This is a genomic window from Zunongwangia sp. (assembly GCF_048269745.1).
Classification (GTDB): domain Bacteria; phylum Bacteroidota; class Bacteroidia; order Flavobacteriales; family Flavobacteriaceae; genus Zunongwangia.
Genome location: NZ_JBLXIB010000001.1, coordinates 108066 through 132748 on the forward strand (window position 1 = coordinate 108066; position 24683 = coordinate 132748).

Below are 24683 nucleotides of genomic sequence, written 5' to 3' on the forward strand. Positions count from 1 at the left end.
TAAGTTGAAGCGAAATTTTAAACCAATCCAAAATATTATAGATGTTTTATAAGAAATTATTGGTGCTTCAATTTACAAACAATTATTTTTGAAGACCAAAAATAAATATACTTCAAAAAAATGAAAATTTTAATTCTAGGTTCAGGCGGAAGAGAACATACTTTTGCTTATAAAATTGCACAGAGTTCTAAATGCGATAAATTATTTATTGCACCAGGTAACGCCGGAACAAAACAAATAGGAGAAAATGTAGCGATAGATCCTAATGACTTTACTAAAATTAAAAAATTCGTTTTACAAGAAAACATAGAGATGTTGGTAGTTGGTCCAGAAGATCCGCTAGTAAATGGAATAACCGATTTTTTTAAACAGGACAACGAGATTAGTCATTTAAAAATTGTAGGACCCTCTAAAAGAGGAGCTTTATTAGAAGGGAGTAAAGAACGTGCTAAAGAGTTTATGGGGCTTTATAACATACCAACAGCAGCTTACGAAAGCTTTACACCGGAAAGTTTAGAAGCTGGTAAGAAATTTTTAGAAACCTTGGATGCACCATACGTTTTAAAAGCAGATGGATTAGCAGCCGGAAAAGGAGTTTTAATTTTAAATGATCTTACAGAGGCTAAGGATGAATTAGAAAATATGCTAAAAAATCAAAAATTTGGACAAGCTAGTGCAAAGGTTGTTATTGAAGAATTTTTGAAAGGAATTGAATTAAGTGTATTTGTTTTAACCGATGGGTCTGATTATAAAATATTACCAACGGCTAAAGATTATAAAAGAATAGGAGAAGGAGATACTGGTTTGAATACTGGTGGAATGGGGGCTATTTCTCCGGTACCATTTGCCGATGATGTATTTATGCAAAAAATTGAAAATCGGATAGTTAAGCCAACAATAGAAGGTTTAAAAAAAGAAGAAATCGATTATAAAGGTTTTGTATTTATAGGTCTTATAAAAGTAGGGGAAGACCCTTATGTTATTGAATATAATGTACGTATGGGAGACCCTGAAACAGAAGTAGTTTTACCTAGAATTCAATCAGATTTAGTTGAATTATTATCGAAAACTGCTGAAGGTAAATTAGCTGAAGCAACTTTAACAATCGATCCTCGTACTGCTACTACAGTAATGGCTGTTTCAGGAGGATATCCGGAAGCTTACGAAAAAGGAAAAGAAATTAAAGGGTTAGATACTGTTGGGGATGCATTAGTATTTCACGCAGGAACAACAATAAATGAAGAAGGTAAGGTAATTACCAATGGAGGCCGAGTTATAGCAACCACTGCATTTGGAGAAAATTACAAAGAAGCACTAAAAGTATCTTATCAAAACATAGAAAAACTACATTTTGATAAGATGTATTTTAGAAAAGATCTAGGATTTGATTTAGCCTAAGAATAAGGCTTAGATCTTGTTTTTTCGTCGTCAGCGTCCTGAAACATTTTTAGTTGCTTACACCAGTAAGCAAAAGCAATCATACCAATTATGATGAAAACAAAGTTTATGGCGTTGGCGGCCCACCACGAATCAAGTTCTAGAGATCTTAATGCATCATAGGGTACAAAAAGCACGTTTTCAAAAAGCCAGGATATACCTTTAAAAAATTCAGTCATCTTTAACAGAGTTAGTTTAACACTACAAAAATATAAAAAAGAGGAATGCTAACAAGCTTTTTTGCAAAATCAAAACCTATAAACATTTTATTTATAATAATATTGTTATCGGTTTTTTTTGTAACTGCTAATTTCGGGAACCTATTTTCTCCCTTTCAGCCTTTTGTTTTTACAAAAATTATAGGGGTTTACTTAGTATTGCTTTTCGGCATTTTTATGCTGAATTTTATTGCAAAAAAAAATGAATTAACTAAGAGGAGTGCTTATAAAATATTGCTATTTAGTGTTTTTTGTGCTTCATTTTCATCATTATTACGCGATTATAATTGCATAGTTTCGGCATCTCTTGTATTATTAGCACTTCGGCGTGTTATTAGTTTAAAATCTCAAATTGCTGTTCAAAAAAAGCTTTTTGATGCTTCATTTTGGATTGCTATAGCTTCGTTATTCTATTTTTGGAGTTTTATTTTTATTTTGGTTGTTTTTGGAGGGATCTTAATTTACGCCCCAAAACCAAAATATTGGTTAATTCCTATAGTGTCTGCTAGTAGCGTAGCCATCTTGTATAACACTGTTTATTTAATGTTTAAAGACCAGTTTTATACATTAAATGATTGGTATCAACCGTTTAATTTTGATTTTTCTCAATATCAGAGCTTGGAGTTATTAGTTCCAGTAAGTATTATTTTAGCCCTAATGCTTTGGTGGTTAGTTTATTATTTCTCTTTAATCCAAAAGGCGGGTGTAAGTTTACGGCCTTCTTTAAACCTTATTTTATTTACCCTAGTTCTAGGAATTTTAATTGGCTTTTTAGCACCTTCGAAAAATGGAAGTGAGCTTATTTTCTTTTTTATTCCGTTAAGTATAATAGGCTCTAATTATTTCGATAATGTACAAGATAAACTTTTTAGAGAAATTCTTTTATTAATAATATTAGTTATGCCAATAGGTATTCTATTTATTCTATTTATTCAATAATCTAGTATAGTACTAAATTTAATAAATTCGTTTTTTATAATATCTTTGCATTTTAAGATTCTAAAGAATGTAGCTAAATAATTGAAATTCGATAAAATTAGCTACAATTTAATTCGTGAATCGAAATAATAAACACTCAAATTCCGTTTATTTAAACGAAAAAATTAACTACGAATGTTTTCAGATAAAGCAAATAAAATATTTCAAGAGGTAATTGTAAACTATCATAAAATAGATAGCGTAGAACAAGCTTTTACAAATCCATATGATAGTGAATCGCAATTAATCGAGCATTTATTATACCGAAAATGCTGGATAGACACTGTACAATGGCATTACGAAGATATTGTTAGAGATCCTAATATAGATCCGGTTGCAGCTTTAAAATTAAAGCGATTAATAGATGCTTCTAACCAAGATCGAACTGATACGGTAGAATATATAGATAGTTATTTTTTAGAAAAATATAAAAATATACAGCCTAAAGATGCTGCTACTATTAATACAGAAAGTCCAGCTTGGGGAGTTGATCGTTTGTCTATTTTGGCTCTAAAAATTTATCATATGCATGAAGAAGCAACTAGACAAGATGCTTCTGAAGATCACCGAGAAAAATGCCAAGAAAAATTAGCTATTTTATTAGAGCAGCGAGTAGATTTATCTTCAGCAATAGACCAATTACTTCATGATATTGAGAATGGGGATAAATATATGAAAGTCTATAAGCAGATGAAGATGTATAATGATGATGAATTGAATCCGGTACTTCGAAATAAATAATGTTATAAAGAATATGAGTTCTACTAAATTTCAGGAATTAATACCTTCAACAAAAAAGAGAACTCATATTCTTGCCATCAGGCTTTCAGCTATGGGAGATGTAGCGATGGCTGTTCCGGTAATTAGAACATTAGTAGCTACATATCCGCAACTCAAAATAACCTTTTTAACACGGCGTTTTTTTGTACCTATGTTTAATGATATTCCAAACACTCAGGTATATGAAGCTGATGTAAATGGCGTTCATCAGGGAGTATTAGGTTTAGGAAGATTAGCGAAAGAACTCCGGAATGAAGGAGTTGAAAAAGTAGCTGATTTACATAATGTGTTAAGAACAAATGTTCTAAAATCAGTTTTTTATTTTTATGGCATTCCTTTTCAGCAAATAGATAAAGGACGAGCAGAGAAAAAAAAACTAATTCAAGAATCGATTAAAAACGCTGTTCCTTTAAAAAGTAGTGTTCAACGTTATGCAGATGTTTTTGCGAACTTGGGTTTTCCGATTGATTTAAATGATCATGTTTTTCCCGAAAAAAGAGCCCTTCCTAACGCTATTCGACGTAAAATTGATACTTCAAAAAAAATAATAGGAATTGCTCCTTTTGCGCAACACCAATCCAAAGTTTATCCAGTTGAGTTAATGGAGAATGTGCTTATTGAGTTAAATAATACCCAAGAATATCAAATATTTTTATTTGGCGGTGGTGCAGTTGAAAAAGAACAGCTTCAGAAGTGGGAAAATCAATTTGAATGTGCTATTTGTGTTGCCGGGCTTCTCAATTTTGAAGAAGAGCTAGCTTTATTGTCGAATTTGGATATCATGCTTTCTATGGATAGCGGAAATGGCCATATGGCAGCAATGTACGGTGTTCCGGTGGTAACAATTTGGGGTGTAACGCATCCATTTGCTGGTTTTGTACCTTTTAATCAGCCACTTTCTAATAGTATTTTGCCTAATTTAGAAAAGTATCCAAAAATACCTACTTCTATCTACGGAAATAAATATCCTGATGGGTATGAGAAAGCAATTGCCTCGATAAATCCTTCCGAAATTTTAAAAAAAATACAAACAATTTTATTAGAAAATCGATAAAAAAAGCTCTTAAAATATTTATTTAAGAGCTTTTTAATTCGTTTACATGCTATTTAAACATCATCAAAATCTATTTTTATGGATGGAGTAAGTGGATGAGCTTGGCAGGTTAGTATTAGTCCTTCTTTAATTTCATCATCGGTTAGCACTTGGTTTTTCATCATTTCAGCTTTTCCTTCCGTAATTCTAGCTATACAACTACTACAAATACCACCTTGGCAAGAGTAGGGTACATCTAGATCTTTTTCAAGAGCAGCATCTAAAATTACTTCTTTCTGGTTCATGGTGAAGCTAGTTTCTTCATCATCAATCATAATGGTAATTTCAGATTGACCTTCAAGGTTAGATGTCACTTCACCAGTATTAGTACTATTAAACAGTTCATAGAAAATAGTATCTTCCGAAACACCTCTATTAGTTAGCACTTCACTTACCGTATTTATCATCGCTTCTGGTCCGCATAGATAATATGCATCTATAGTATGCGATTTAAATTTATTTTTGAGCACATAGTTTACTGTACTAGTTTCAATTCTTCCAAATTGAGCATTTTCTTCACGACTGCGGCTAAATGTAAATTCAATAAATAACCGGTCAGGATAAGTAGCCTGCAGTTCAAGTAACTCCTTAAAAAATATAGTTTCTTCAGGAGATTTATTTCCGTAAGTAAGAATAAATTTGCTATGTTGCTCTTGCTGCAAAACTGTTTTTATCATCGAAAGAATAGGTGTAATTCCGCTACCTGCAGCAAAAGCAGCATAGGTTTTTGGAGTTGCAGAAGGAACTAACTTAAATTTTCCTTCTGGCGGATGTACCTCTAAACTATCGCCTGCTTTTAATTTATTATTGGCAAGTACCGAAAATTTACCACCTTCAACCTCTTTGACAGTAACTTTAAATTCTTCTGAAGTAGGAGTCGAGCAAAGCGAATAAGCGCGACGTAACTCTTCGCCGTCAACCTGAGCTTTAATGGTAATGTACTGGCCAGCTTCAAAATAAAATTCATTTTGAAGATTAGCAGGTATTTCGAAAGATAAGCTAACGGCTTGTGGCGTTTCCCGTATAACTTCTTTTATTTTTAAAGTATGAAATGTATTCATTAACAAACGTATTTATCGCAAAAATACAAAGTAACCCCTTTTTTAAAAGTATTTTAATTATTAAAATAACATCTAATTTGTAGATACAGAAAAATAATTATAGGTGTTTTAACCGAAATGACTTTTCTTATTTACCATCTTATTAAACTTAACCGTGAAAAGAAAAAACGGTTAAAAAGAAAAGGTAGAATATACCTTTTAGAGGATATGATTTTAAATGTTGGTCAAATAGTAGCGGTATCTTTTTATCCAGTTTACTTTCTTTTGTATTTTGATAAAATAATTCCAAATAAAATTGCATCTGTTGTCACAGCCTTATTGATCGCATTCGCATTTGTAATACATTACGTAGCAGTTATTGTTCTTCCTTTAAAAATGCCTGCTATTTTATTCAGAGTATACCCAGAGTTAGCGTTAAAATATTAATTACATGTAACAAAAGTCAAAACCTAGACACAAGTAAGTAAAGCATTTTTTTATGGTAGGTAAATTACTCAGTTTAGAGTGGAAGTCATTTACGCGTAGTGCAAGTTTTGGCAAAAGTCTTGGACTTAAGATTTTCATGATTTTTATAGGGGCTTATTTCGCTGTCGTGTTTCTTTTTATGGGAATTGGCTTATATCCAATTATAAAAAAGGTATTTCCAGAAGAAGACCCGCTTTTTAAATTGAACGAATATATTTTAGCCTGGCTGGCTTTTGAACTTATATTTCGGTTTTTTATGCAAAGTCTTCCGGTAGTGCAAATAAAACCTTTGTTACTTCAGAATATAAAAAAAGAGAAGGTGATCAATTTTGTGTTGCTAAAATCGCTATTCTCGTTTTATAATATTTTACCAATTTTAATTTACGTGCCTTTTGCCATTGTAGTAGCAGCAAAATCTAATCATACTGAGCTTTCGATGACTGGCTGGGTATGTAGTGTGTTGTTTTTAAGTTTTTCTGTAAATTATTTTAATTTCTTAATTAAAAAGAAGTTTGCTGAAGATTTAAAATCCTTTCTACCAGTTATAATTTTAATTTTAGCCTTAGCGGGCTTAGAATATTTTGATGTATTTCCTGTTAGCGAGAAGTTTGGTTTATTCCTAAATTATGTACTGGAAATGCCCTATTTGGCTATTGTACCATTAATTCTTGTCTTACTGATTTTTATTTGGATAAGAAATACATTAAAAGGGAAGTTCTATCTGGATGACGGTTTAGAGACAAAGCAAAAAGAAGTAAAATCACAAGATTTTGAATGGTTAAAGCGATTTGGAGATCTGGCAACGTTCCTTCAGTTAGATATGAAGTTAATTTTGCGTAATAAACGTCCGAAAACTACTGTTTATTTTGCATTTATTTTCGTTTTTTACGGGGTGATATTCTTTATAAATCCTGTTTTTGAAAAGTTTAGTACCATGTCGGTTTTTGCAGCCTTATTTATGACAAGTACCTTTATATTGAATTTTGGGCAATTTATACCTAGCTGGGATTCCCCTTATTACCAGATGATGATGGCCCAAAATATTCCCATGCGTAAATATCTAGACGCTAAATCTGCATTACTCAGCTTTAGCGTTGTCGTGCTGAGCATTTTATGCACTCCTTATCTCTATTTTGGTTGGAAAATTATGTTTATCATCTTTATTGGCGCATTGTATAACTTGGGAATAAATGTTCCCTTTATCCTATATTTAGGATCCTTAAACAAAAAGAGAATTGATCTGGAAAAAAGTCCTGTGATGAATTATCAGGGTATGGGTGCAGCGCAATGGATTATCAGCTTACCGTTATTATTATTGCCGCCAGGAATTTTCTATGTATGCAATCTATTCCTCAATTTCTATATTAGTATTTCGGTTTTGGGATTTTTAGGAATTGTAGGTCTTTTACTTAAAGGCTTTCTGATGGAACAAATTACATTTCAGTATAAAAAGAAAAAGTATGTGATGATATACGGATTTAAACAAACCGATAGCTAATAGAAATATTTAAAAGAAGAAATTAAATAAATATTCATTTCGAGGCTAAAAGTGTAAATTAGTATAGAGCTGAATATTCAGAAAAAAGCAATATGATTACAGCAACTAACCTTTCTAAAACATACAACGGTACTAAAGTTTTAGATATTGATAATCTTGAAATTCCTGAAGGACAAAATTTTGGACTTGTAGGGAATAATGGTGCCGGAAAAACCACATTTTTCAGTTTATTATTAGATCTTATTAGGCCTACCACAGGAAATATATTTAATCAGGATATCACTGTAAACGAGAGTGAAGACTGGAAAACTTTTACAGCTTCATTTATCGACGAGAGCTTTTTGATTGGATATCTTACTGCTGAAGAATATTTTTATTTTGTAGGAGAGCTGCGTAATCAAAACCGCGCCGATATCGATAGTTTTTTGATGCAATTTGAAGAATTCTTTAACGGTGAAATTATTGGGCGTAAAAAATATCTTCGGGATTTATCGAAAGGAAATCAGAAAAAAGTAGGAATAGTAGCAGCTTTAATAGGCGAACCCAAAGTGGTTATTTTAGATGAGCCTTTTGCAAATCTCGATCCTACTACCCAAATCCGTTTAAAAAAAATACTTAAAGATCTGTCTGAAATCTCTAGAACTACAGTATTAGTATCTAGTCACGATTTAATTCATGTAACCGAAGTTTGCGAGCGTATTGTAGTTTTAGATAAAGGCGTTATTGTACGAGATATAAAAACATCAGAAGCGACTTTACAGGAATTAGAAGCTTATTTTTCTGGAAAACAAGTTACTGAAGATAGTTTATCTGAAATAGAATAATTTGTAAGGCTTTTTTTTCTGTAAAGAAACGTATTTTTACCAACCAAATTTTGCCTAATTTTGTTAGTGCGATCGTAAGAAAAAAGAATTTGAGCAGATTTAAAAGAGCGGTATTAGTACTATGGGTTTTAGTAGCCTGTATTGCTTGTTCCAGAAAAAAAAATACATTTTTAAATAGAAATTGGCATGCTGTTACTACAGAGTATAATACTTTGTATAATGGTAACCTAGCTTTAACAAGTGGGCAATCTCAATTGAATTCGGGTTACCGAGATAATTATTGGGATTTATTACCAATAGAACCTTTACAGTTAGATGATCGTATTATTCTACCAGATAGTGCTCGTAATGTTGATTTTGGAATTGCGGAAGAAAAAGCTGTAAAAGCTATACAACGCCATTCTATGATGATTGGTGGAAAGGAAAAAAATCCGCAAATAGATGAAGCTTACATGCTCCTCGGTAAGGCTCGTTATTTTGATCAACGTTTTATTCCTGCTTTAGAGGCTTTTAATTTTATATTACAACGCTACCCAGAAAGTAATAATGTTACAAATGCTCAAATTTGGCGAGCAAAAGCTAATATACGCTTAGAAAATAATCAAGTTGCTTTAGAGAATTTAAAACAAATTATATCAAATAATTATCTAGAAGATCAGGAACTTGCAAATGCAAATGCAGCAATAGCACAAGTATATATAAACCTAAAATATCCTGATAGTGCTCTAGCACCTTTAACAGTAGCAGCTAATTTCACTAAAAAAAATGACGAAAAAGGTCGTTACTACTTTATCCTTGGACAATTATACAACAGCTTAAGTCAATCAGATAATGCGAATATAGTTTTCGATGAGGTTATAGATTTGCAACGAAAAACCCCTCGTATATATCGAATAAATGCATATGTAGAAAAAGCCCGGAATTTTGATTATAAAGAAAAAGATCCGTTACAATTAAAAGAAATGTTATTCGATTTAGCTGATGACCGTGAAAATCGACCATTTTTAGATAAAATTTATTTTCAAATAGCAGAATACTTTAAAAAAAGAGATTCTCTTAAAGTGGCAATTAGCTATTATAACGAATCGCTTAAAACGCCAATAAGTAGCGATCGGTATTTGCGCTCTATTAATTACGAAATATTAGGTAACATTCAACTAGACAAAGCTAATTACCAAGCAGCCGCCAGTTATTTTGATAGTACACTAGCAGAAATGTCTACAGATTTAAGAGAATATCGTACCATATCAAAAAAGCGTAAAAAATTAGATGAAGTAATCCGTTACCAAAAAATAGCTACCAGAAATGACAGTATTTTGAATTTGCTTGCGATGCCTAAAAATAAGCAGCAAGAGTATTTTCAACAATATATAGATACTTTAAAGCAACAATATTTAGCGGATTTAGAAAATAAAGAAAATAAAAAAATAATTGCTTTAAATAATCGTGGTCCTGGAGTTCCTAATCTTGTAACTCCTGAGGAATCGAGTAATGCCTTTTATTTTTATAATGCTAATCGGATATTCAGAGGGGAACGTGAGTTTATTAAAACGTGGGGTAATCGCGAATTAACCGATAATTGGAGATGGAAAGCCTACAATAGCATGGCTTATACAGAACAAACTGAGGATGATTTAGCTGAATTTGATTTTGAAAACGATCCGCGATTTAATACAGAAACTTACATTTCTCAATTACCGACAGAAAAATCAGTTATAGATAGTATTCAAGATAAGCGTAATTATGCTTATTATGAATTAGGATTACTCTATAAAGAACAGTTTGGAAAATACGATTGGGCGGTAGAGCATCTAGAATCATTATTAAAAAGTAATCAGGAGCGGCGATTAGTACTACCGGCAAAATTCAATTTGTACCAACTTTACGAGATTCTCAAGAAACCAGAAAAAAGAGAGCAATACAAACAAGATATTTTAAAGAATTATCCCGATTCTCAGTTTGCAAGCTACATTCGTAATCCAAAATCGATTGCTAATCAAAAAAGCTTACCGGAGCAGGAATATAAAGAGACTTATAAAAAATACGAAAATCAGCTATATAAACAGGTATTAACAGATTGTAATACATTAATACCTCGTTTTACAGGAAATCCAATAGTTACAAAATTTAAGTTGTTAAAAGCGACTACAATAGGTCGATTAGAAGGTTTAGTTGCATATCGAAAAGCGTTAAATGAGATTGCTGTAACGTATCCACAATCTGAAGAAGGAATAAAGGCTGCTAATTTAATTGGGCAAGTGCTTCCAAAATTATTTCGATTAAATTTAGAGACCGATTCTATATCAGGACCGTATAATCTTGTTTATCAATTTAAATATTCCGAGCGCGAAGAAGCTAATAAACTAAAGGCAACTATAGATTCTGCAATTGTAAAATTAAAGTATCAACCAATTGCTTGTTCAGTTGATGTTTATTCAGAAAAAAGCATTTTTGTGCGTGTTTATCATTTAAAAAATGAACAAAGAGCCTTAGGGTTTGGAGAATTATTACGAAAAAATGATGATTATGAAATTGAAAATGAATATTTTACCATTTCTAATCATAACTATCGTGTAATTCAAATTAAAAAAAATCTAGATACTTATTTAAAACCTGTACCAGAAAAATAATAACAATGTTTTCAGAAAAGAAGAGTTCAAATTCAAAGAAAAATATCCAAGAACAAAATACAATAACAACAGGTACAAAGCTTACAGGAGATGTTGTTGGAGATGGAAATTTTAGAATTGAAGGTTTTCTTGAAGGAACATTAAAAACGAAAGGTAAGGTAGTGGTAAGTAAAACAGGAAAAATTGTAGGTGTATTAGAGTGCGATAGTGTTGATATTGCTGGGGAATTTGATGGAGAAATGAAGGTTGCCGATATTCTAAAGCTAAAATCGTCAGCTAAAGTTTTCGGAACCATTAAAATTAATAGGCTGGAAGTAGATTCTGGAGCAATTTTTAATGCAAGTTGTGAAATGATTTCCAACTTAAAAAATGTTGAAAATGGAAAAAAAACCGCATAATAATAGATATCTAGTTTTTATAAATTTAGGTGCTCAGATGGGAATTATGATTGCTGGGGGCGTTTTTTTAGGAATTTGGCTAGATAAAAAAATTCCAAATAAATATTCTGCATTCACCATTGGATTATCACTTTTTGGTGTATTTTTGGCACTTTATCAAGTTTTTAGAAGCGTAAAAGATTTAGGAGGTAAAAATGACTAAAAAGCAGCGAATAACATTTTTAATTTTTTTGAAAAGTTTTCTTCCTTTTGCTAGTATTTCATTAGTGATTCAGTTTTTAGTTGAGTATCATTTTTTGGAAGCAGATTTATTTTATAGCACATTTGCTAACTATACTTTTCATGTTTTAGGGACAGGTTTTATATTTTTATTACTGCTTTATATTCATAAAAATTTTGAAGACATTACCGGTTTAGCCTTTATGGGATTTTCGGTATTAAAAATGTTTGCAGCAATCATTTTTTTGTTGCCTGCAATAGCAAATAATACTGTAGATTTGTTGGAGGAGATTATAGTGTTTTTCATACCTTATTTCCTATTCTTAACCTTTAAAACAGTATTTTCTGTAAAACTAATGAATCAAAATTAATGGCTTATTTTCAGTATTTTAAGTTTTTTGTTAGAATAACTGAAAAAAATAAAATGCTCGCTTTTGTATAAAAAATAAAAGTATACCTTTGCATGGAAATTTTATAGCCTAAATATTTTAAGCATACCAGGTACCATGATAGCACATAAATCGTTCAAGATTATAGTGGCATTCGCACTAACTTTACTTCCTGTTTTATCTTTTGCTTCAAAAGAAGACGATTCGATCGTGGAAGATGAAAGAGAATTTAACGCAACTGAAATGATTCTTCACCATATCGGAGATTCCCATGGGTGGCATTTTTACGGTGAAGCTGAAAACTCCTTTACTATTCCTTTACCAGTAATTTTATATACCGATAATGGTCTGGTTACGTTTATGTCTAGCGAATTTCACCATGATGATAAAGGTCACCACGTAGTTGAAAAAGACGGAATGCGTTTTGTGAATCTTCACGAGAAAATTTATCAGTTAGATCCTGGTGCAGAAGAGCTGATTTTAGATAAAACAGATCATCCTGAAAACGCTGAGCGTCCTTATGACTTTTCAATCACAAAGAACGTTGCTGCAATGCTTATAACGGTTGTTATAATGCTTATTATTTTTAGTTTACTTGCTAAACATTATAAGAAAAAAGAGGTATCTCCAAAAGGACTTAATAATGCTTTAGAAGCGCTAGTAATTTTCGTTAGAGACGATATTGCTAGGCCACAAATTGGAGAAAAAAAATATATGAAGTTTATGCCGTTTTTATTAACTGTATTCTTCTTTATTTGGATTACAAACTTATTAGGTTTGTTGCCTGGAGCAGCAAATGTTACCGGTAACATAGCTGTAACCTTCTCATTAGCGATGTTTACGTTTGTATTAATAGTATTTAACGGGAACAAAGATTTTTGGAAGCATACGCTATGGATGCCTGGGATTCCTACTTTTGTGAAACCTATTTTAGCAGTAGTAGAAATTATTGGGATTATTACAAAACCAGCCGCTTTAATGATTCGTCTTTTTGCAAATATTACAGCAGGACATATTATTATTTTAAGTTTAATTGGGCTGATTTTTATTTTGGAAAGTGCAGGAGTTGCCGGTGTCTCGGTTCCTTTTGCAGTATTTATTTCTGTTTTAGAATTATTAGTAGCTTTTTTACAAGCTTTTATATTTACAATGCTGTCGGCACTATTTATAGGTTTGGCAGTAGAAGAACATGAACATCATTAATTTTTAATTTTTAATTTTTATACTATGGAGTATTTACACATTGGACTTGCAGCAGTAGGAGCTGGATTAGCAGTTCTTGGAGCTGGTGTTGGTGTTGGTAAAATTGGTGGTTCAGCAATGGACGCTATCGCACGTCAACCAGAAGCTTCTGGAAAAATCCAGACTGCTATGATTATTGCAGCCGCTCTTGTAGAAGGTGTTGCTTTATTTGGAGTTGTAGCTTCTTTATTAGGGGTTCTTACAGCGCCAGCAGCATAGTCCTAAAAAAATGAATCTACTTCGTAACGGTTGGTTACGAAGTAGATTTAACTTGTTAATCAAGATTTAAAGAAACAGTTATTTAAAATATTATGGAATTAATTACTCCTGAAATTGGTTTAATTTTTTGGCAGACAATAGTCTTTTTGGTATTAATGGTAATACTTGGAAAGTTTGCATGGAGGCCAATATTAAATGCAATTAAAACTAGAGAAACTACCATTAATGATGCATTATCTTCTGCTGAAGAAGCGCGAAAAGAAATGCAAAATCTTAAAGCTGACAATGAGCAATTGTTAAAAGAAGCAAGAGCAGAAAGAGAAGTTATCTTAAAAGAAGCGAGAGCTATGAAAGATAAAATGATCTCTGAAGCTGAAGGACAAGCGCAGCTTAAAGCAGATAAAATTGTTGCTCAAGCTCAACAAAGTATTGAGTTAGAGAAAAAAGCAGCTATGGCTGAAATTAAATCTGAAGTAGCTACTTTATCACTAGAAATAGCAGAAAAAGTAGTTCGTAAAGAATTATCTAGTAAAGAACAACAGCACCAAATGATCAATGATATGTTGGGTGATGTTACCTTAAACTAAGCTTAAAGCATGAAAGGATCAAGAGCAGCACAGCGTTACGCAAAAGCATTGTTTGAATTAGCTTCAGAAAATAAAATTGATGAAGCTGTTAAAGATGATATGATTAGCATATCTAAAACAATAGACGTCAATCCCGAATTAAAAAATACGTTACTTAGTCCGGTAATTAAGGCATCTATTAAATCAAATATTCTTCAAGAAGTATTTAAGGCTGTTAATCCATTAACTAAAAAATTATTTAGTTTACTTATAGAGAATGAGCGAATTGGCATTTTAAATATAATTTGTCATCAATACTTGTTGAAGTTTGATGAATCAAGACATATTCAAAATGCTAAAGTAACTACTGTTGTTCCTCTAAATGACGCTTTAGAAATCAAAATTCAAGCAAAGATTAAAGAATTAACGGGTAGAGAAGCAAAAATTAAAAATGTTATTGATGATAGCATCATAGGTGGATTTATACTTAGAGTAGGAGATTTGCAATATGATGCCAGTGTAATTAACAGTTTAAATACACTGAAAAGAAAATTTAATACAAGCAACTCATACGTTTCAAAAATATAATAGAAAATCGCCGCTTTAGTAAACGGCATATTATCTTAAATTATGGCAGAAGTAAATCCTGCTGAAGTATCAGCAATATTAAAACAACAGCTTTCTGGATTTGAAGCTAAAGCCTCTTTAGATGAAGTTGGTACTGTTCTTAATGTAGGGGACGGTATTGCAAACGTTTATGGTTTGGCTAATGCTAAATACGGAGAATTAGTTCAGTTCGACAGTGGTTTAGAAGGAATGGTTCTTAACCTAGATGAAGATAGCGTAGGGATAGTACTCCTTGGTGCTTCAGAAGAAGTTAAGGAAGGTTCAACTGTAAAAAGAACGCAACGTATTGCTTCAATAAAGGTTGGTGAAGGTATTGTAGGTAGAGTAGTAGATACTCTAGGTAACCCAATAGATGGTAAAGGACCTATTGAAGGCGAAACTTTCGAAATGCCTCTAGAGCGTAAAGCTCCTGGAGTAATTTATCGTGAGCCAGTAACTGAGCCTTTACAAACAGGTATTAAGTCTATCGATGCTATGGTTCCAGTTGGTCGTGGTCAACGTGAACTTGTTATTGGTGACCGCCAAACTGGTAAAACAACAGTTTGTATTGATACTATTCTTAATCAAAAAGAATTTTACGATGCTGGGGAGCCAGTTTATTGTATTTATGTTGCAATAGGCCAAAAAGCATCTACTGTAGCTAGTATTGCTAAAAACTTAGAAGATAAAGGAGCTTTAGCTTATACTACTATTGTTGCTGCAAATGCATCTTTTCCTGCGCCAATGCAGGTTTATGCTCCGTTTGCTGGTGCAGCTATCGGTGAGTATTTTAGAGATACAGGTCGCCCTGCATTAATTATTTATGATGATTTATCGAAACAAGCGGTTGCATACCGTGAGGTTTCTCTTTTATTACGTCGTCCACCAGGACGTGAAGCGTATCCTGGAGATGTATTCTTCTTGCACTCTAGATTACTTGAGCGTTCTGCAAAAGTGATAAACGATGATAATATCGCTAGTAAAATGAACGATCTACCTGATGTTTTAAAAGATAAAATTAAAGGTGGTGGTTCGTTAACAGCATTACCAATTATCGAAACACAAGCAGCAGACGTTTCAGCATATATACCGACTAACGTAATTTCAATTACAGATGGTCAGATATTCTTAACCACAGATTTATTTAACTCTGGAGTTCGTCCGGCAATTAACGTTGGTATTTCAGTATCTCGTGTTGGTGGTTCAGCCCAGATTAAATCAATGAAAAAAGTAGCAGGTACATTAAAACTAGATCAAGCACAGTTCCGTGAGTTAGAAGCTTTCGCGAAATTTGGATCAGATTTAGATGCTGCTACACTAAGTACTATCGAAAAAGGTAGACGTAACGTGGAGATTTTGAAACAAGGTCAGAATGACCCATATCCGGTAGAAGATCAAATTGCAATTATTTTTGCAGGGTCTAAAAACCTATTAAGAAATGTACCAATAGATAAAGTAAAAGAATTCGAAAAAGATTACCTAGAATTCTTAAATACAAAACACAGAGATATCTTGGATGTTTTGAAATCTGGTAAATTAACAGATGAAGTTACTGATACATTAACATCAGTAGCTAAAGAACTTTCAGAGAAGTATTAAGCTTAATTTAAACTTCAGTATTTACTGTTTTTTGAATTTGTAAATTGTAGCAATGGCAAACTTAAAAGAATTACGAAGTAGGATAACCTCGGTTTCTTCAACTATGCAAATTACCAGTGCCATGAAAATGGTATCGGCTGCTAAGTTGAGTAAAGCTCAAGAAGCTATCGAGGCAATGCGTCCTTATTCTGAAAAACTAACACAAATTTTACAAGATCTTAGCGCTACTTTAAAAGGCGATAGCGGAAGCCGTTTTGCAGAGCAGCGTGAAGTGAAAAAAGTTATGATAGTCGCTATTTCTTCTAATAGAGGTTTAGCGGGAGCTTTTAATACTAATATTGTAAAGGGTGTAAAGCATGCGATCGCTAATGAGTATAGTGATAAAGATGTATACATTTATGGTCTTGGAAAGAAAGCTTTTGAAATTCTGAAAAAAGACTACAAAGCGTATAAACATAACGAAAGTATTTTCGATACATTGACTTTTGATAATGTAGCTGAAATTGCTGAAGAGTTGATGAACGAATTTGTGGAAGGTAATTTTGATAAAATTGTATTGGTATACAATCAATTTAAGAATGCAGCTACTCAAATTATACAAACAGAGCAATTTTTGCCAATTCCAACTTTTGAAGCAGATAGCGAAATAGAGTTAGATTATATTTTTGAACCTTCGAAGTTAGAGATTGTAAAAGATTTAATCCCTAAATCTTTAAAAACTCAGCTTTTTAAAGCCTTACGAGATTCTTTTGCTTCAGAACATGGAGCAAGGATGACTGCAATGCATAAAGCGACAGAAAATGCTACAGAGCTTAGAGATTCTCTTAAATTGTCTTACAATAAAGCAAGACAGGCTTCTATTACTAATGAAATTCTTGAAATTGTTGGAGGAGCAGAAGCACTTAGCAACTAATTTTAAGATCTATTATACTGAAAAGCCTCGTTTTTACGAGGCTTTTTTTATTTTATGAAGTTCTATGTAAAACTCTTAAAGCTGAAAATAAGGGACCTAGGTTTAGTTATAAGATCAATAGACTTAATAAGTTGGCACTTGTTTTGATTTATTTTTTGAAATAAAAGTAATCTCATGAATAACTTTACATTTTTTATATCAGTTTTAATTTGTGCTTCTTTTACTAATTGCGCGAGTACTAAAAAACTTCAAAAATCAGCACCGTTAGCTTTTAAACAAGCGTATTATCGTACTACAGCTGATAACAATATTAATTTCTACGTATCTGTAGCAACTAAAATTCCAGAAGTTAATCTTCAATACTTATATTTTAAAGGCTTAAAATCTCCTATAGCAACTAATGTATCTGATAATAATATGTTTCAAGCGTATTTTAATACTGGTAAATTAGATTTTGTGATGAGTGGAAACCCTAAAGGAGAATACGGGAATACATTACCACAAAAGCCTGTTAAAAGCCCTGTTGAGCTAAAAAAGGGACAAGCTTTGTTAGAATATTCAAAAAAGGGCAAAACCTATTATTTTGTATTAACTAATATCGAAGAGCGTAAATAGGTTTATTGTTGCTAATTATTAAGATATTTGCAGCAAGTTAAATAATTAACCTGTTGGGTACTTTAAAACGATTTTTTCAGGATACAATAATATACGGTATTGCTACTGTAGTTCCCAGATTGCTAAATTTTATACTTGTACCATTGCATACCGGTATTTTAAATAGCGATGAATACTCGGTAAATACAACCTTTTACGTGTGGGCAGCTTTTTTTAATGTGTTGCTTACTTACGGAATGGAAACCTCCTTCTTTCGTTTTTTTAGTAAAGCAACCGATAAAAAGAAGATTTTTTCAACTTCTTTTATAGCATTAACGACAACGACTATTCTTTTTGCAAGTTTAGTTTTTCTATTTAAACAGTATTTAATCAGTATTGTTGATTTAGATCCTTATTTTTTTTCAATACTTTTTTCTGTTTTAGTGCTTGATACCTTGGTGGTGATCCCTTTTGCATATCTAAGAGCTACGAATCGTCCGGTTCGGTTTGCGGCAATTAAAATATTAAATATTTTAAGCGTTTTTTTATTGAATTTATACTTTTTAAAAATTGTCCCAGAATTTCCGGATCTGGCACCAACTTATGTGCTCAATAACTATGATCAGAAAGATATAGTTGGTTATATTTTTATTTCTAATTTAATAGCAAGCGGAATAACCTTTATCATTTTATTACCCTATTTCTTTAAATCGAAAATCCAGTTTAGTGTACCTCTTTTTAAGCAAATGTGGAAGTATGGCTGGCCTATAATGGTAGCAGGGATTGCATTTATAATTAACGATAATCTAGATAAAATTCTCTTGAAGGATATGATTTCCGATAGTATTATGGGAGCCTACTCGGGTTGTTATAAGCTAGCGGTATTTATGATGATTTTTGTTCAGGCTTTTAAAATGGGAGCAGAACCTTTCTTTTTTAATCATTCCAAAGAAAAAAATGCCAAGTTTACGTATGCTAAAATTCTAAATTATTTTGTGATTTTAGGGAGTTTAATTTTTCTTGTTTTAGTTTGTTTTGTAGATCTTTTTAAGCAAGTTGTAATTCCAAATAGCGATTATTGGGTAGCCATGTCTATAGTTCCAATTATATTGCTAGCTAATTTGTTTCTGGGTATTTATCATAATTTATCCATTTGGTATAAATTAACCGATAAAACCAGAATGGGAATGTATATCTCACTATTTGGTGCATTTATAACAGTGGTTATGAACTTGCTTTTGATTAATATTTTTGGTTTTATAGCTGCTGCTTGGGCAACATTAGCCGCTTATGGAAGTATGATGTTAATCTCTTATTTTTTAGGAAGAAAGTATTATCCCGTACCTTATAATATTAAAAGAGTGGGCTTTTATTTAGGATTAGCAATTGCTTTTTCAAGTATTAGTTTTATATTCTTTCGACAAAATTATATAGTAGCTTCAATTTTTATTTTCATTTTTGTGGCCATAACTTATTTTAAAGAACAAGAAGACATTAAAAAAATTTTAAAAAGAGCATGAAAATAAAAATTATCAATAAAAGTTCTCACCAATTACCAAATTATGCTACAGATGCATCAGCTGGAGTAGATTTACGTGCAGAACTTTCTGAGCCATTTACTTTAAAACCTTTAGAACGCAGCATTGTAAAAACCGGGTTGTTTATTGAATTACCGGTAGGTTTCGAAGCTCAAATACGTCCTAGAAGTGGTCTTGCTGCAAAAAAGGGAATAACAGTATTAAATGCTCCTGGAACTATAGATGCCGACTACAGAGGGGAAATAGGTGTGATACTTGTAAATTTATCTAACCAGCCTTTTACAATAGAAAACGGCGAGCGTATTGCCCAAATGGTTATAGCGAAGCATGAACATGCACAGTGGGAAGAAGTTGAAGTGTTAACAGATAGTACTCGTGGTATTGGCGGATTCGGGAGTACAGGAACAAAATAAGCTTGTTTAACTAGTCAAACAAACAGAAAGAAGATGAAGATTATTGTACCTATGGCAGGAAGAGGCTCTCGCCTACGGCCGCACACCCTTACAACACCAAAACCTTTAATTCCTATTGCTGGTAAACCAATTGTAGAACGTTTAGTTAAAAGCATAGCTAAAGTTGTAGAAGATCCAATAGATGAGATAGCGTATGTTATTGGTAAAGATTTTGGAGAAGTTATAGAAAAAGACCTTTTAAGTATAGCTGAAGATTTAAATGCTAAAGGAACTATTTACTATCAAGATAAACCTTTAGGTACTGGGCATGCCATTATGTGTGCTAAAGATTCGCTTAGCGGTGCGGCGGTTATTGCTTATGCCGATACGCTTTTTGAAGCCGATTTTAAAATCGATAAAGAAGCAGATAGTGTAATTTGGGTTAAAAAAGTAGAAAATCCATCAGCATATGGCGTTGTAAACCTTAATGAAGACAATCAAATAACAGAACTGGTAGAGAAACCTGAGACATTTGTATCGGATTTAGCAGTTATTGGTATTTATTATTTTAAAAATGTAGTTGTTCTTAAAGATGAGCTTCAAAAGGTATTAGACCAGAATATTATTCATGGTGGCGAATATCAAATTAACGATGGAATAAAGGCAATGCAAGCTAAAGGTTTAGTGTTTAAGCCTGGGAAAGTAGATGAATGGATGGATTGCGGAAATAAAAATGTAACTGTAGAAACTAATGGACGTCTTTTAAAAATACTTCATAAAAATGGCGAAAAACTAATTTCAGATAGTATTAAAATTGAAAATTCTGAAATTACAGAACCTTGTTATATTGGAGAAAATGTAGTCTTGAAGAATGTTAAAATAGGTCCGAATGTTTCTATTGGGGATGGATCCAAAATTGAAGAATCAACAATTAAAAATAGTTTAATACAGACATTTGCTGAAGTTAAAAATGCAAATTTAGATAATGCAATGATTGGTAATTTTGCGAAGTTCGACGGAAAATTTACCGCTATAAGTATCGGAGATTATTCGGTTTTAGAATAATTTTTTTAAATGGTTACCATTTTTGAAAAATAAAAAAGCCTTTTTAAACTTAGTTATTCAGTTTAAAAAGGCTTTTTCAATGGTATATATACGAAAAATAGGTCTGATATTCCTTTTTTAATTTTAGTTGAATACTTGATTCTCTTAAATAAAATTAAAAATTATAAGAGAGAAGTTGAAATGCTTACTTTTGAAATGTATTTAAAATTATTGCAAAAGCAATTTAAGCTGAGATAGCTAAAATTTTACTAGCTTTTTTAGCAAGAGCAATAGAATTCAGGCGAAATTCGTTACAATTTAAAGAGACAAAAATCATGAATAAATACTTTTGTATAAGTATGCTAATAGCTTTTTTAATTACCTCTTGTGGTACTCAAAAAAATATGGAAGGTTCTCTTCCAACCAACGCAAAAGCTTCACGAGTAATAAAAGAACATTACGCTAATACACCAAATTTTAATACTATTCGAGGTAAAATTAGAGCAACCTATAAAACTGAGAATAAAACAAAATCAGCCAACCTTAGTTTCCGAATGAAAAAAGATGAAGCTGTTTGGATAAGCGCGAGTTTACTCGGGTTTTCAATGGCAAAAGTATATATTACTCCAGAAAAAGCAAGTTATTACGAAAAAGTAGGAAAAACATATTTTGAAGGCGATTTTCGGTTATTAGCAGATTGGTTAGGAACTCCGTTAGATTTTGAAAAAGTACAAAATCTATTAATGGGACAACCCATTTACGATTTGCGAGACGATAAATACAAAATAAGTGTTTCAGAACGCGGTTTTCAGTTAATTCCTAAAAAGGATGAAGCTATTAAAAAGATGTTTCTTTTAAACTTAGATACTTATCAAGTTAATGCACAACAATTAGCTCAAGAAGCAGAAAACCAATCGGTAACAGTTACTTATGACGATTATCAAACCATTAATGGAATTCGCTTTCCAAAAACAATTACAATTATAGCTAACGAAGGAGATAAAAATACAAATATAACGCTAGAATATAGGAGTTTAGAATTTGATAAACCAGTTAGTTTTCCTTTTGAAATTCCTTCCGGATACGATGAAATTTCTATAAAATGAGATTAAACATCATTAAAATTACAGTAAGCATTTGTTTGTTTTTTGCAGCAACAGTAAGCTGGGGACAAACTACTCGAGAAGCTCTTGAGAAAAAGCGTATTGAATTACGTAATGAAATTAGACGAATTTCAGAATTAAGAACATCTAATAAAAAGAAAGAGAAGTCGATACTTACCGAGGTACAAGATTTAAATCAGCAAATAAAAAGTACCGAAAATCTAATTGATGTTACACATAAACAGTTAGAACTTCTAAATAATAAAATCAACAAAAATGAACGTAGGATTGCCAAATTCAGAAAAGAATTAGAGCAATTAAAAGAAGACTATGCAGGCATAATAAAAAACACCTATAAAAACCGTTCAGAACAAAGTCGGTTAATGTTTTTATTATCTTCTAAAAGTTTTTTGCAGGCTTATAAACGGTTAGAATATATGAAGCAATATGCAGACTTCAGAAAAGAACAAGGTGAGAGCATAAAGCTTCGTACGGCAGATTTACAGCGATTAAATGAAAGTTTAGGAAATCAGAAAGAAGAACAACAGCGATTATTGGCAGAAAATAGAAAAGTACAGGCGCGTTTGCAAGAAAACAAAAAAGCGCAACAAGAATTAATGGCTACTATTACTGCTAAAGAGAGCCAATTCTCGAAAGAAATTAATGCAAAACAAAAAGCAATAAATAAGATAGACCGTCAAATTGAAGAGATGGTAAAATCTTCGATTGCTGAAACCAATAAGAAATCTGGTTCTTCTAAACGTGATGCTTTTGAATTAACACCAGAATCTAAAGCTTTAGCAGCCGATTTTGTTAAGAATAAAGGGAAATTACCTTGGCCAGTAGCTTCAGGCCGAATAAGTATGAAATTTGGTAAACATCCGCATCCTATTGTTCATAATATCATGATTAATAATAATGGTGTTAATATAGATACCGAAGAAGGAGGCAAAGCTAAAACAATTTTTAACGGAACGGTTAGTGAAGTTCAAGTTCTTAAAGGCGCTAACAAAGCAATTATGGTTAGGCATGGTAATTATATAAGCATTTATGATAATCTCTCTGAAGTATATGTAAAAAAAGGAGATGTTGTAATTACAGGCCAAGAAATTGGTAAAATAGCGACGAGCAAAAGTAATGGGAAAACAACACTCCATTTCTTGATTTTCCAAAACACCAAAAAGATGGATCCAGAAGATTGGATTATAAATCGGTAAAATTAAATTAAAGGCTTGTTATAATAATAAGCATTTATGCTGAAAATAGTACTTAGAGTAAGTAATTTTCATTTCTGAAATTCGATTGATTTTCTTTAATTATTAAAAATTGCTTTTAGCTCGGTAGCATCTTTCGGAGCCATTTTGCCCGCTAAAACTAAGCTTAGTTGCTTTCTTCTTAATGCAGCTTCGTAACGTTCAATTTCTTCTTCTGTTTCGGGTTCTAAAGGAGGAACGGCTACTGGTGTTCCAGTTTCGTCTACTGCTACAAAAGTATAGATAGCATGATTAGCAATTGTTTTTAAACCACTTTCGCGGTCTTCTACAAAAACATCAATATAAATCTCCATAGAGGATTTAAAAGCTCTAGAAATAGTGGCTATTACAGTTACAACGCTACCTAAAGGGATTGCTTTATTAAAAGCAACATGATTTACCGAAGCGGTTACTACAATCCGTCTACTATGTCTTCTAGCAGCTATACTCGCAGCTCTGTCCATTCGAGCTAAAAGTTCCCCTCCAAAAAGATTATTTAAATGGTTGGTCTCACTAGGTAATACTAAATCGGTTAAAGTAGTTCGAGAATCGCTTGGTTTTTTTGCCTTCATGTAATTTGGTTATATTCCAGATTTTGGGCAAAAATACAATACCTTTTAGTAAATACTCTTAAAAAATACTAAAGTTCTTCTACTAATAACCAAGCAGCTTTATTTGTTTTCTTAATTCGGATTAGAGCATTGGTAGCATCACGTCTAGTTTTATGGCTAGAGTATACCACTTGATGTAAGCCATATTTGTTCTGACCGATTAAACGTGCTTTATATCCTTCTTTTTTAAGTTCAGCTACCTTTTTTTCTGCATTTTCTTCCATTCGGAAAGCTCCGGCAACTACATGAAAGTTACCAGGTTGTTTTTCTACAGTAAAAGTTATAGCAGGAAGCGGATTATCAATTACAAAAGTAGCTTCTTGAATTTGTTGCTGAAGTTGTGTTTCAGCCTCTTGCTGTTCTGCTATATTATGCTCCTGAATTGTATTACTATAAAAGTTTAATCCTAAGATTCCAGAAAGTCCAACTGCAACAACACCTACAGCTGCATATTTATAAATTCGAGATCTGTTTTTGGGAACAAAAGAAACAAGTTCTTTTTCTTTACTAGCGTGAGAAGGTATAGCAATTTCTTCAGAAACCTTAGGAGCTATTTTTGTAGCTTGTACATTAGCTAAACCAAAAGCATCAGTAAGATAATTTACTGTATTGTAAGGTTCAAATTGCAGTGTATCTTCTTCAGAAATAGAAAACTGACCAATATTTTCAAGATCTGCTTTTCGTTCTGTTTTTAAAGAAACTTCAATTTGGTGTACAAAATCAGCAATAATAGTTAGTGCAGTACTATAAGATACTCTTTCAACCTCTGTAATATAATTAGCAAGCAAACCATCGTTTTTGAGTAACTGGCGATTAAATGAGATTGTTTTCTTGGGAGGTAATAATGTATTTGTTTCATTATTTATAACAGCAGCTTCTCTTTGGGATAAGAACGCTCCAAACCCCGGTACAATTACACACTCGTAACGGTACAATAAATCTTGTATATGCTTAGCTAAACTCATAATCGCAAAAATAGTAGGAATATGTAATATTTAAAGTTAGAAAAACAA

27 protein-coding genes are annotated in these 24683 nt (G+C 32.2%); 23 read left to right on the top strand and 4 right to left on the bottom strand.

Features of this window, described 5'->3' with window-relative positions:
* Positions 1-120: 120 nt before the first annotated feature.
* Positions 121-1398: a phosphoribosylamine--glycine ligase gene (gene purD, locus ACN0WI_RS00430; protein ID WP_417884630.1), complete on the top strand. Its 1278-nt coding sequence runs from the start codon at positions 121-123 to the stop codon at positions 1396-1398.
* On the opposite strand, the gene ACN0WI_RS00435 is transcribed toward purD, so the two are convergent.
* Positions 1395-1616: a DUF6341 family protein gene (locus ACN0WI_RS00435; protein WP_417884631.1), complete on the bottom strand. Its 222-nt coding sequence runs from the start codon at positions 1614-1616 to the stop codon at positions 1395-1397. The two genes, purD and ACN0WI_RS00435, sit on opposite strands and share 4 nt — an antisense overlap.
* Positions 1617-1661: 45 nt before the next feature.
* Between ACN0WI_RS00435 and ACN0WI_RS00440 the strand changes: the two genes are divergently transcribed.
* From ACN0WI_RS00440 to ACN0WI_RS00450, 3 genes are all read left to right on the top strand, one after another.
* On the top strand, positions 1662-2594 hold the full coding sequence (locus ACN0WI_RS00440; protein ID WP_417884632.1) for a DUF6427 family protein: 933 nt from the start codon (positions 1662-1664) through the stop codon (positions 2592-2594).
* Between the two features lie 174 nt (positions 2595-2768).
* On the top strand, positions 2769-3374 hold the full coding sequence (locus ACN0WI_RS00445; protein WP_417884633.1) for a DUF4254 domain-containing protein: 606 nt from the start codon (positions 2769-2771) through the stop codon (positions 3372-3374).
* 13 nt (positions 3375-3387) lie between these two features.
* Positions 3388-4467 (top strand): glycosyltransferase family 9 protein, encoded by a 1080-nt coding sequence (locus ACN0WI_RS00450; RefSeq protein ID WP_417884634.1) that lies wholly within the window; start codon positions 3388-3390, stop codon positions 4465-4467.
* A 53-nt stretch (positions 4468-4520) separates the two neighbouring features.
* Here the strand turns inward: ACN0WI_RS00450 and ACN0WI_RS00455 are convergent, their stop codons facing one another.
* Complete coding sequence (locus tag ACN0WI_RS00455) at positions 4521-5567, bottom strand: 2Fe-2S iron-sulfur cluster-binding protein (protein WP_417884635.1); 1047 nt, start codon at positions 5565-5567, stop codon at positions 4521-4523.
* Between the two features lie 117 nt (positions 5568-5684).
* Between ACN0WI_RS00455 and ACN0WI_RS00460 the strand changes: the two genes are divergently transcribed.
* The 19 genes from ACN0WI_RS00460 to ACN0WI_RS00550 all read left to right on the top strand — a co-directional run bounded on the left by ACN0WI_RS00460 (position 5685) and on the right by ACN0WI_RS00550 (position 23023).
* Positions 5685-5993, top strand: a complete 309-nt coding sequence (locus ACN0WI_RS00460) for a hypothetical protein (protein ID WP_417884636.1) — start codon at positions 5685-5687, stop codon at positions 5991-5993.
* Positions 5994-6045: 52 nt separating this feature from the next.
* Positions 6046-7530 (top strand): DUF5687 family protein, encoded by a 1485-nt coding sequence (locus tag ACN0WI_RS00465; protein WP_417884637.1) that lies wholly within the window; start codon positions 6046-6048, stop codon positions 7528-7530.
* Between the two features lie 92 nt (positions 7531-7622).
* Complete coding sequence (locus ACN0WI_RS00470; protein WP_417884638.1) at positions 7623-8354, top strand: ABC transporter ATP-binding protein; 732 nt, start codon at positions 7623-7625, stop codon at positions 8352-8354.
* Between the two features lie 89 nt (positions 8355-8443).
* Complete coding sequence (locus ACN0WI_RS00475; RefSeq protein ID WP_417884639.1) at positions 8444-10984, top strand: tetratricopeptide repeat protein; 2541 nt, start codon at positions 8444-8446, stop codon at positions 10982-10984.
* 5 nt (positions 10985-10989) lie between these two features.
* Positions 10990-11382, top strand: a complete 393-nt coding sequence (locus ACN0WI_RS00480) for a bactofilin family protein (protein WP_417884640.1) — start codon at positions 10990-10992, stop codon at positions 11380-11382.
* Positions 11363-11584 carry an AtpZ/AtpI family protein gene (locus tag ACN0WI_RS00485; RefSeq protein WP_417884641.1) on the top strand — a complete coding sequence of 74 codons (222 nt, stop codon included), beginning with the start codon at positions 11363-11365 and terminating at the stop codon, positions 11582-11584. Before ACN0WI_RS00480 ends, ACN0WI_RS00485 begins: the two co-directional genes overlap by 20 nt.
* Positions 11577-11972, top strand: a complete 396-nt coding sequence (locus ACN0WI_RS00490; RefSeq protein WP_417884642.1) for a hypothetical protein — start codon at positions 11577-11579, stop codon at positions 11970-11972. The genes ACN0WI_RS00485 and ACN0WI_RS00490 overlap by 8 nt, the downstream gene beginning before the upstream one ends.
* A gap of 135 nt (positions 11973-12107) precedes the next feature.
* Entirely contained in the window at positions 12108-13193 is a 1086-nt protein-coding gene (atpB, locus tag ACN0WI_RS00495) for a F0F1 ATP synthase subunit A (RefSeq protein WP_417884644.1), read from the top strand.
* Between the two features lie 24 nt (positions 13194-13217).
* On the top strand, positions 13218-13451 hold the full coding sequence (atpE, locus tag ACN0WI_RS00500; RefSeq protein WP_417884645.1) for an ATP synthase F0 subunit C: 234 nt from the start codon (positions 13218-13220) through the stop codon (positions 13449-13451).
* A gap of 92 nt (positions 13452-13543) precedes the next feature.
* Complete coding sequence (locus tag ACN0WI_RS00505) at positions 13544-14038, top strand: F0F1 ATP synthase subunit B (RefSeq protein ID WP_417884646.1); 495 nt, start codon at positions 13544-13546, stop codon at positions 14036-14038.
* Between the two features lie 9 nt (positions 14039-14047).
* Positions 14048-14605 carry an ATP synthase F1 subunit delta gene (atpH, locus tag ACN0WI_RS00510; RefSeq protein WP_417884647.1) on the top strand — a complete coding sequence of 186 codons (558 nt, stop codon included), beginning with the start codon at positions 14048-14050 and terminating at the stop codon, positions 14603-14605.
* A gap of 42 nt (positions 14606-14647) precedes the next feature.
* Positions 14648-16222, top strand: coding sequence for a F0F1 ATP synthase subunit alpha (atpA, locus tag ACN0WI_RS00515; protein ID WP_417884648.1), 1575 nt, complete (start codon positions 14648-14650; stop codon positions 16220-16222).
* A gap of 52 nt (positions 16223-16274) precedes the next feature.
* The gene (gene atpG / locus ACN0WI_RS00520; protein WP_417884649.1) at positions 16275-17135 is read left to right on the top strand and encodes an ATP synthase F1 subunit gamma; all 861 of its coding nucleotides are present in this window, start codon (positions 16275-16277) and stop codon (positions 17133-17135) included.
* Positions 17136-17309: 174 nt separating this feature from the next.
* A complete protein-coding gene (locus ACN0WI_RS00525) occupies positions 17310-17750 on the top strand; it encodes a hypothetical protein (protein WP_417884650.1) in 441 nt (146 codons plus the stop codon).
* 53 nt (positions 17751-17803) lie between these two features.
* Positions 17804-19249, top strand: coding sequence for a lipopolysaccharide biosynthesis protein (locus ACN0WI_RS00530; RefSeq protein WP_417884651.1), 1446 nt, complete (start codon positions 17804-17806; stop codon positions 19247-19249).
* Positions 19246-19680 (top strand): dUTP diphosphatase, encoded by a 435-nt coding sequence (dut, locus tag ACN0WI_RS00535; protein WP_417884652.1) that lies wholly within the window; start codon positions 19246-19248, stop codon positions 19678-19680. Before ACN0WI_RS00530 ends, dut begins: the two co-directional genes overlap by 4 nt.
* A 33-nt stretch (positions 19681-19713) precedes the next feature.
* Positions 19714-20724 carry a sugar phosphate nucleotidyltransferase gene (locus tag ACN0WI_RS00540; protein WP_417884653.1) on the top strand — a complete coding sequence of 337 codons (1011 nt, stop codon included), beginning with the start codon at positions 19714-19716 and terminating at the stop codon, positions 20722-20724.
* 314 nt (positions 20725-21038) lie between these two features.
* Entirely contained in the window at positions 21039-21809 is a 771-nt protein-coding gene (locus tag ACN0WI_RS00545) for a DUF4292 domain-containing protein (RefSeq protein WP_417884654.1), read from the top strand.
* On the top strand, positions 21806-23023 hold the full coding sequence (locus ACN0WI_RS00550) for a murein hydrolase activator EnvC family protein (protein ID WP_417884655.1): 1218 nt from the start codon (positions 21806-21808) through the stop codon (positions 23021-23023). Before ACN0WI_RS00545 ends, ACN0WI_RS00550 begins: the two co-directional genes overlap by 4 nt.
* 95 nt (positions 23024-23118) lie before the next feature.
* On the opposite strand, the gene ACN0WI_RS00555 is transcribed toward ACN0WI_RS00550, so the two are convergent.
* On the bottom strand, positions 23119-23631 hold the full coding sequence (locus ACN0WI_RS00555; RefSeq protein WP_417884656.1) for an acyl-CoA thioesterase: 513 nt from the start codon (positions 23629-23631) through the stop codon (positions 23119-23121).
* 68 nt (positions 23632-23699) lie between these two features.
* Positions 23700-24635, bottom strand: coding sequence for an SPOR domain-containing protein (locus ACN0WI_RS00560; protein ID WP_417884657.1), 936 nt, complete (start codon positions 24633-24635; stop codon positions 23700-23702).
* Between the last annotated feature and the right edge of the window lie 48 nt (positions 24636-24683).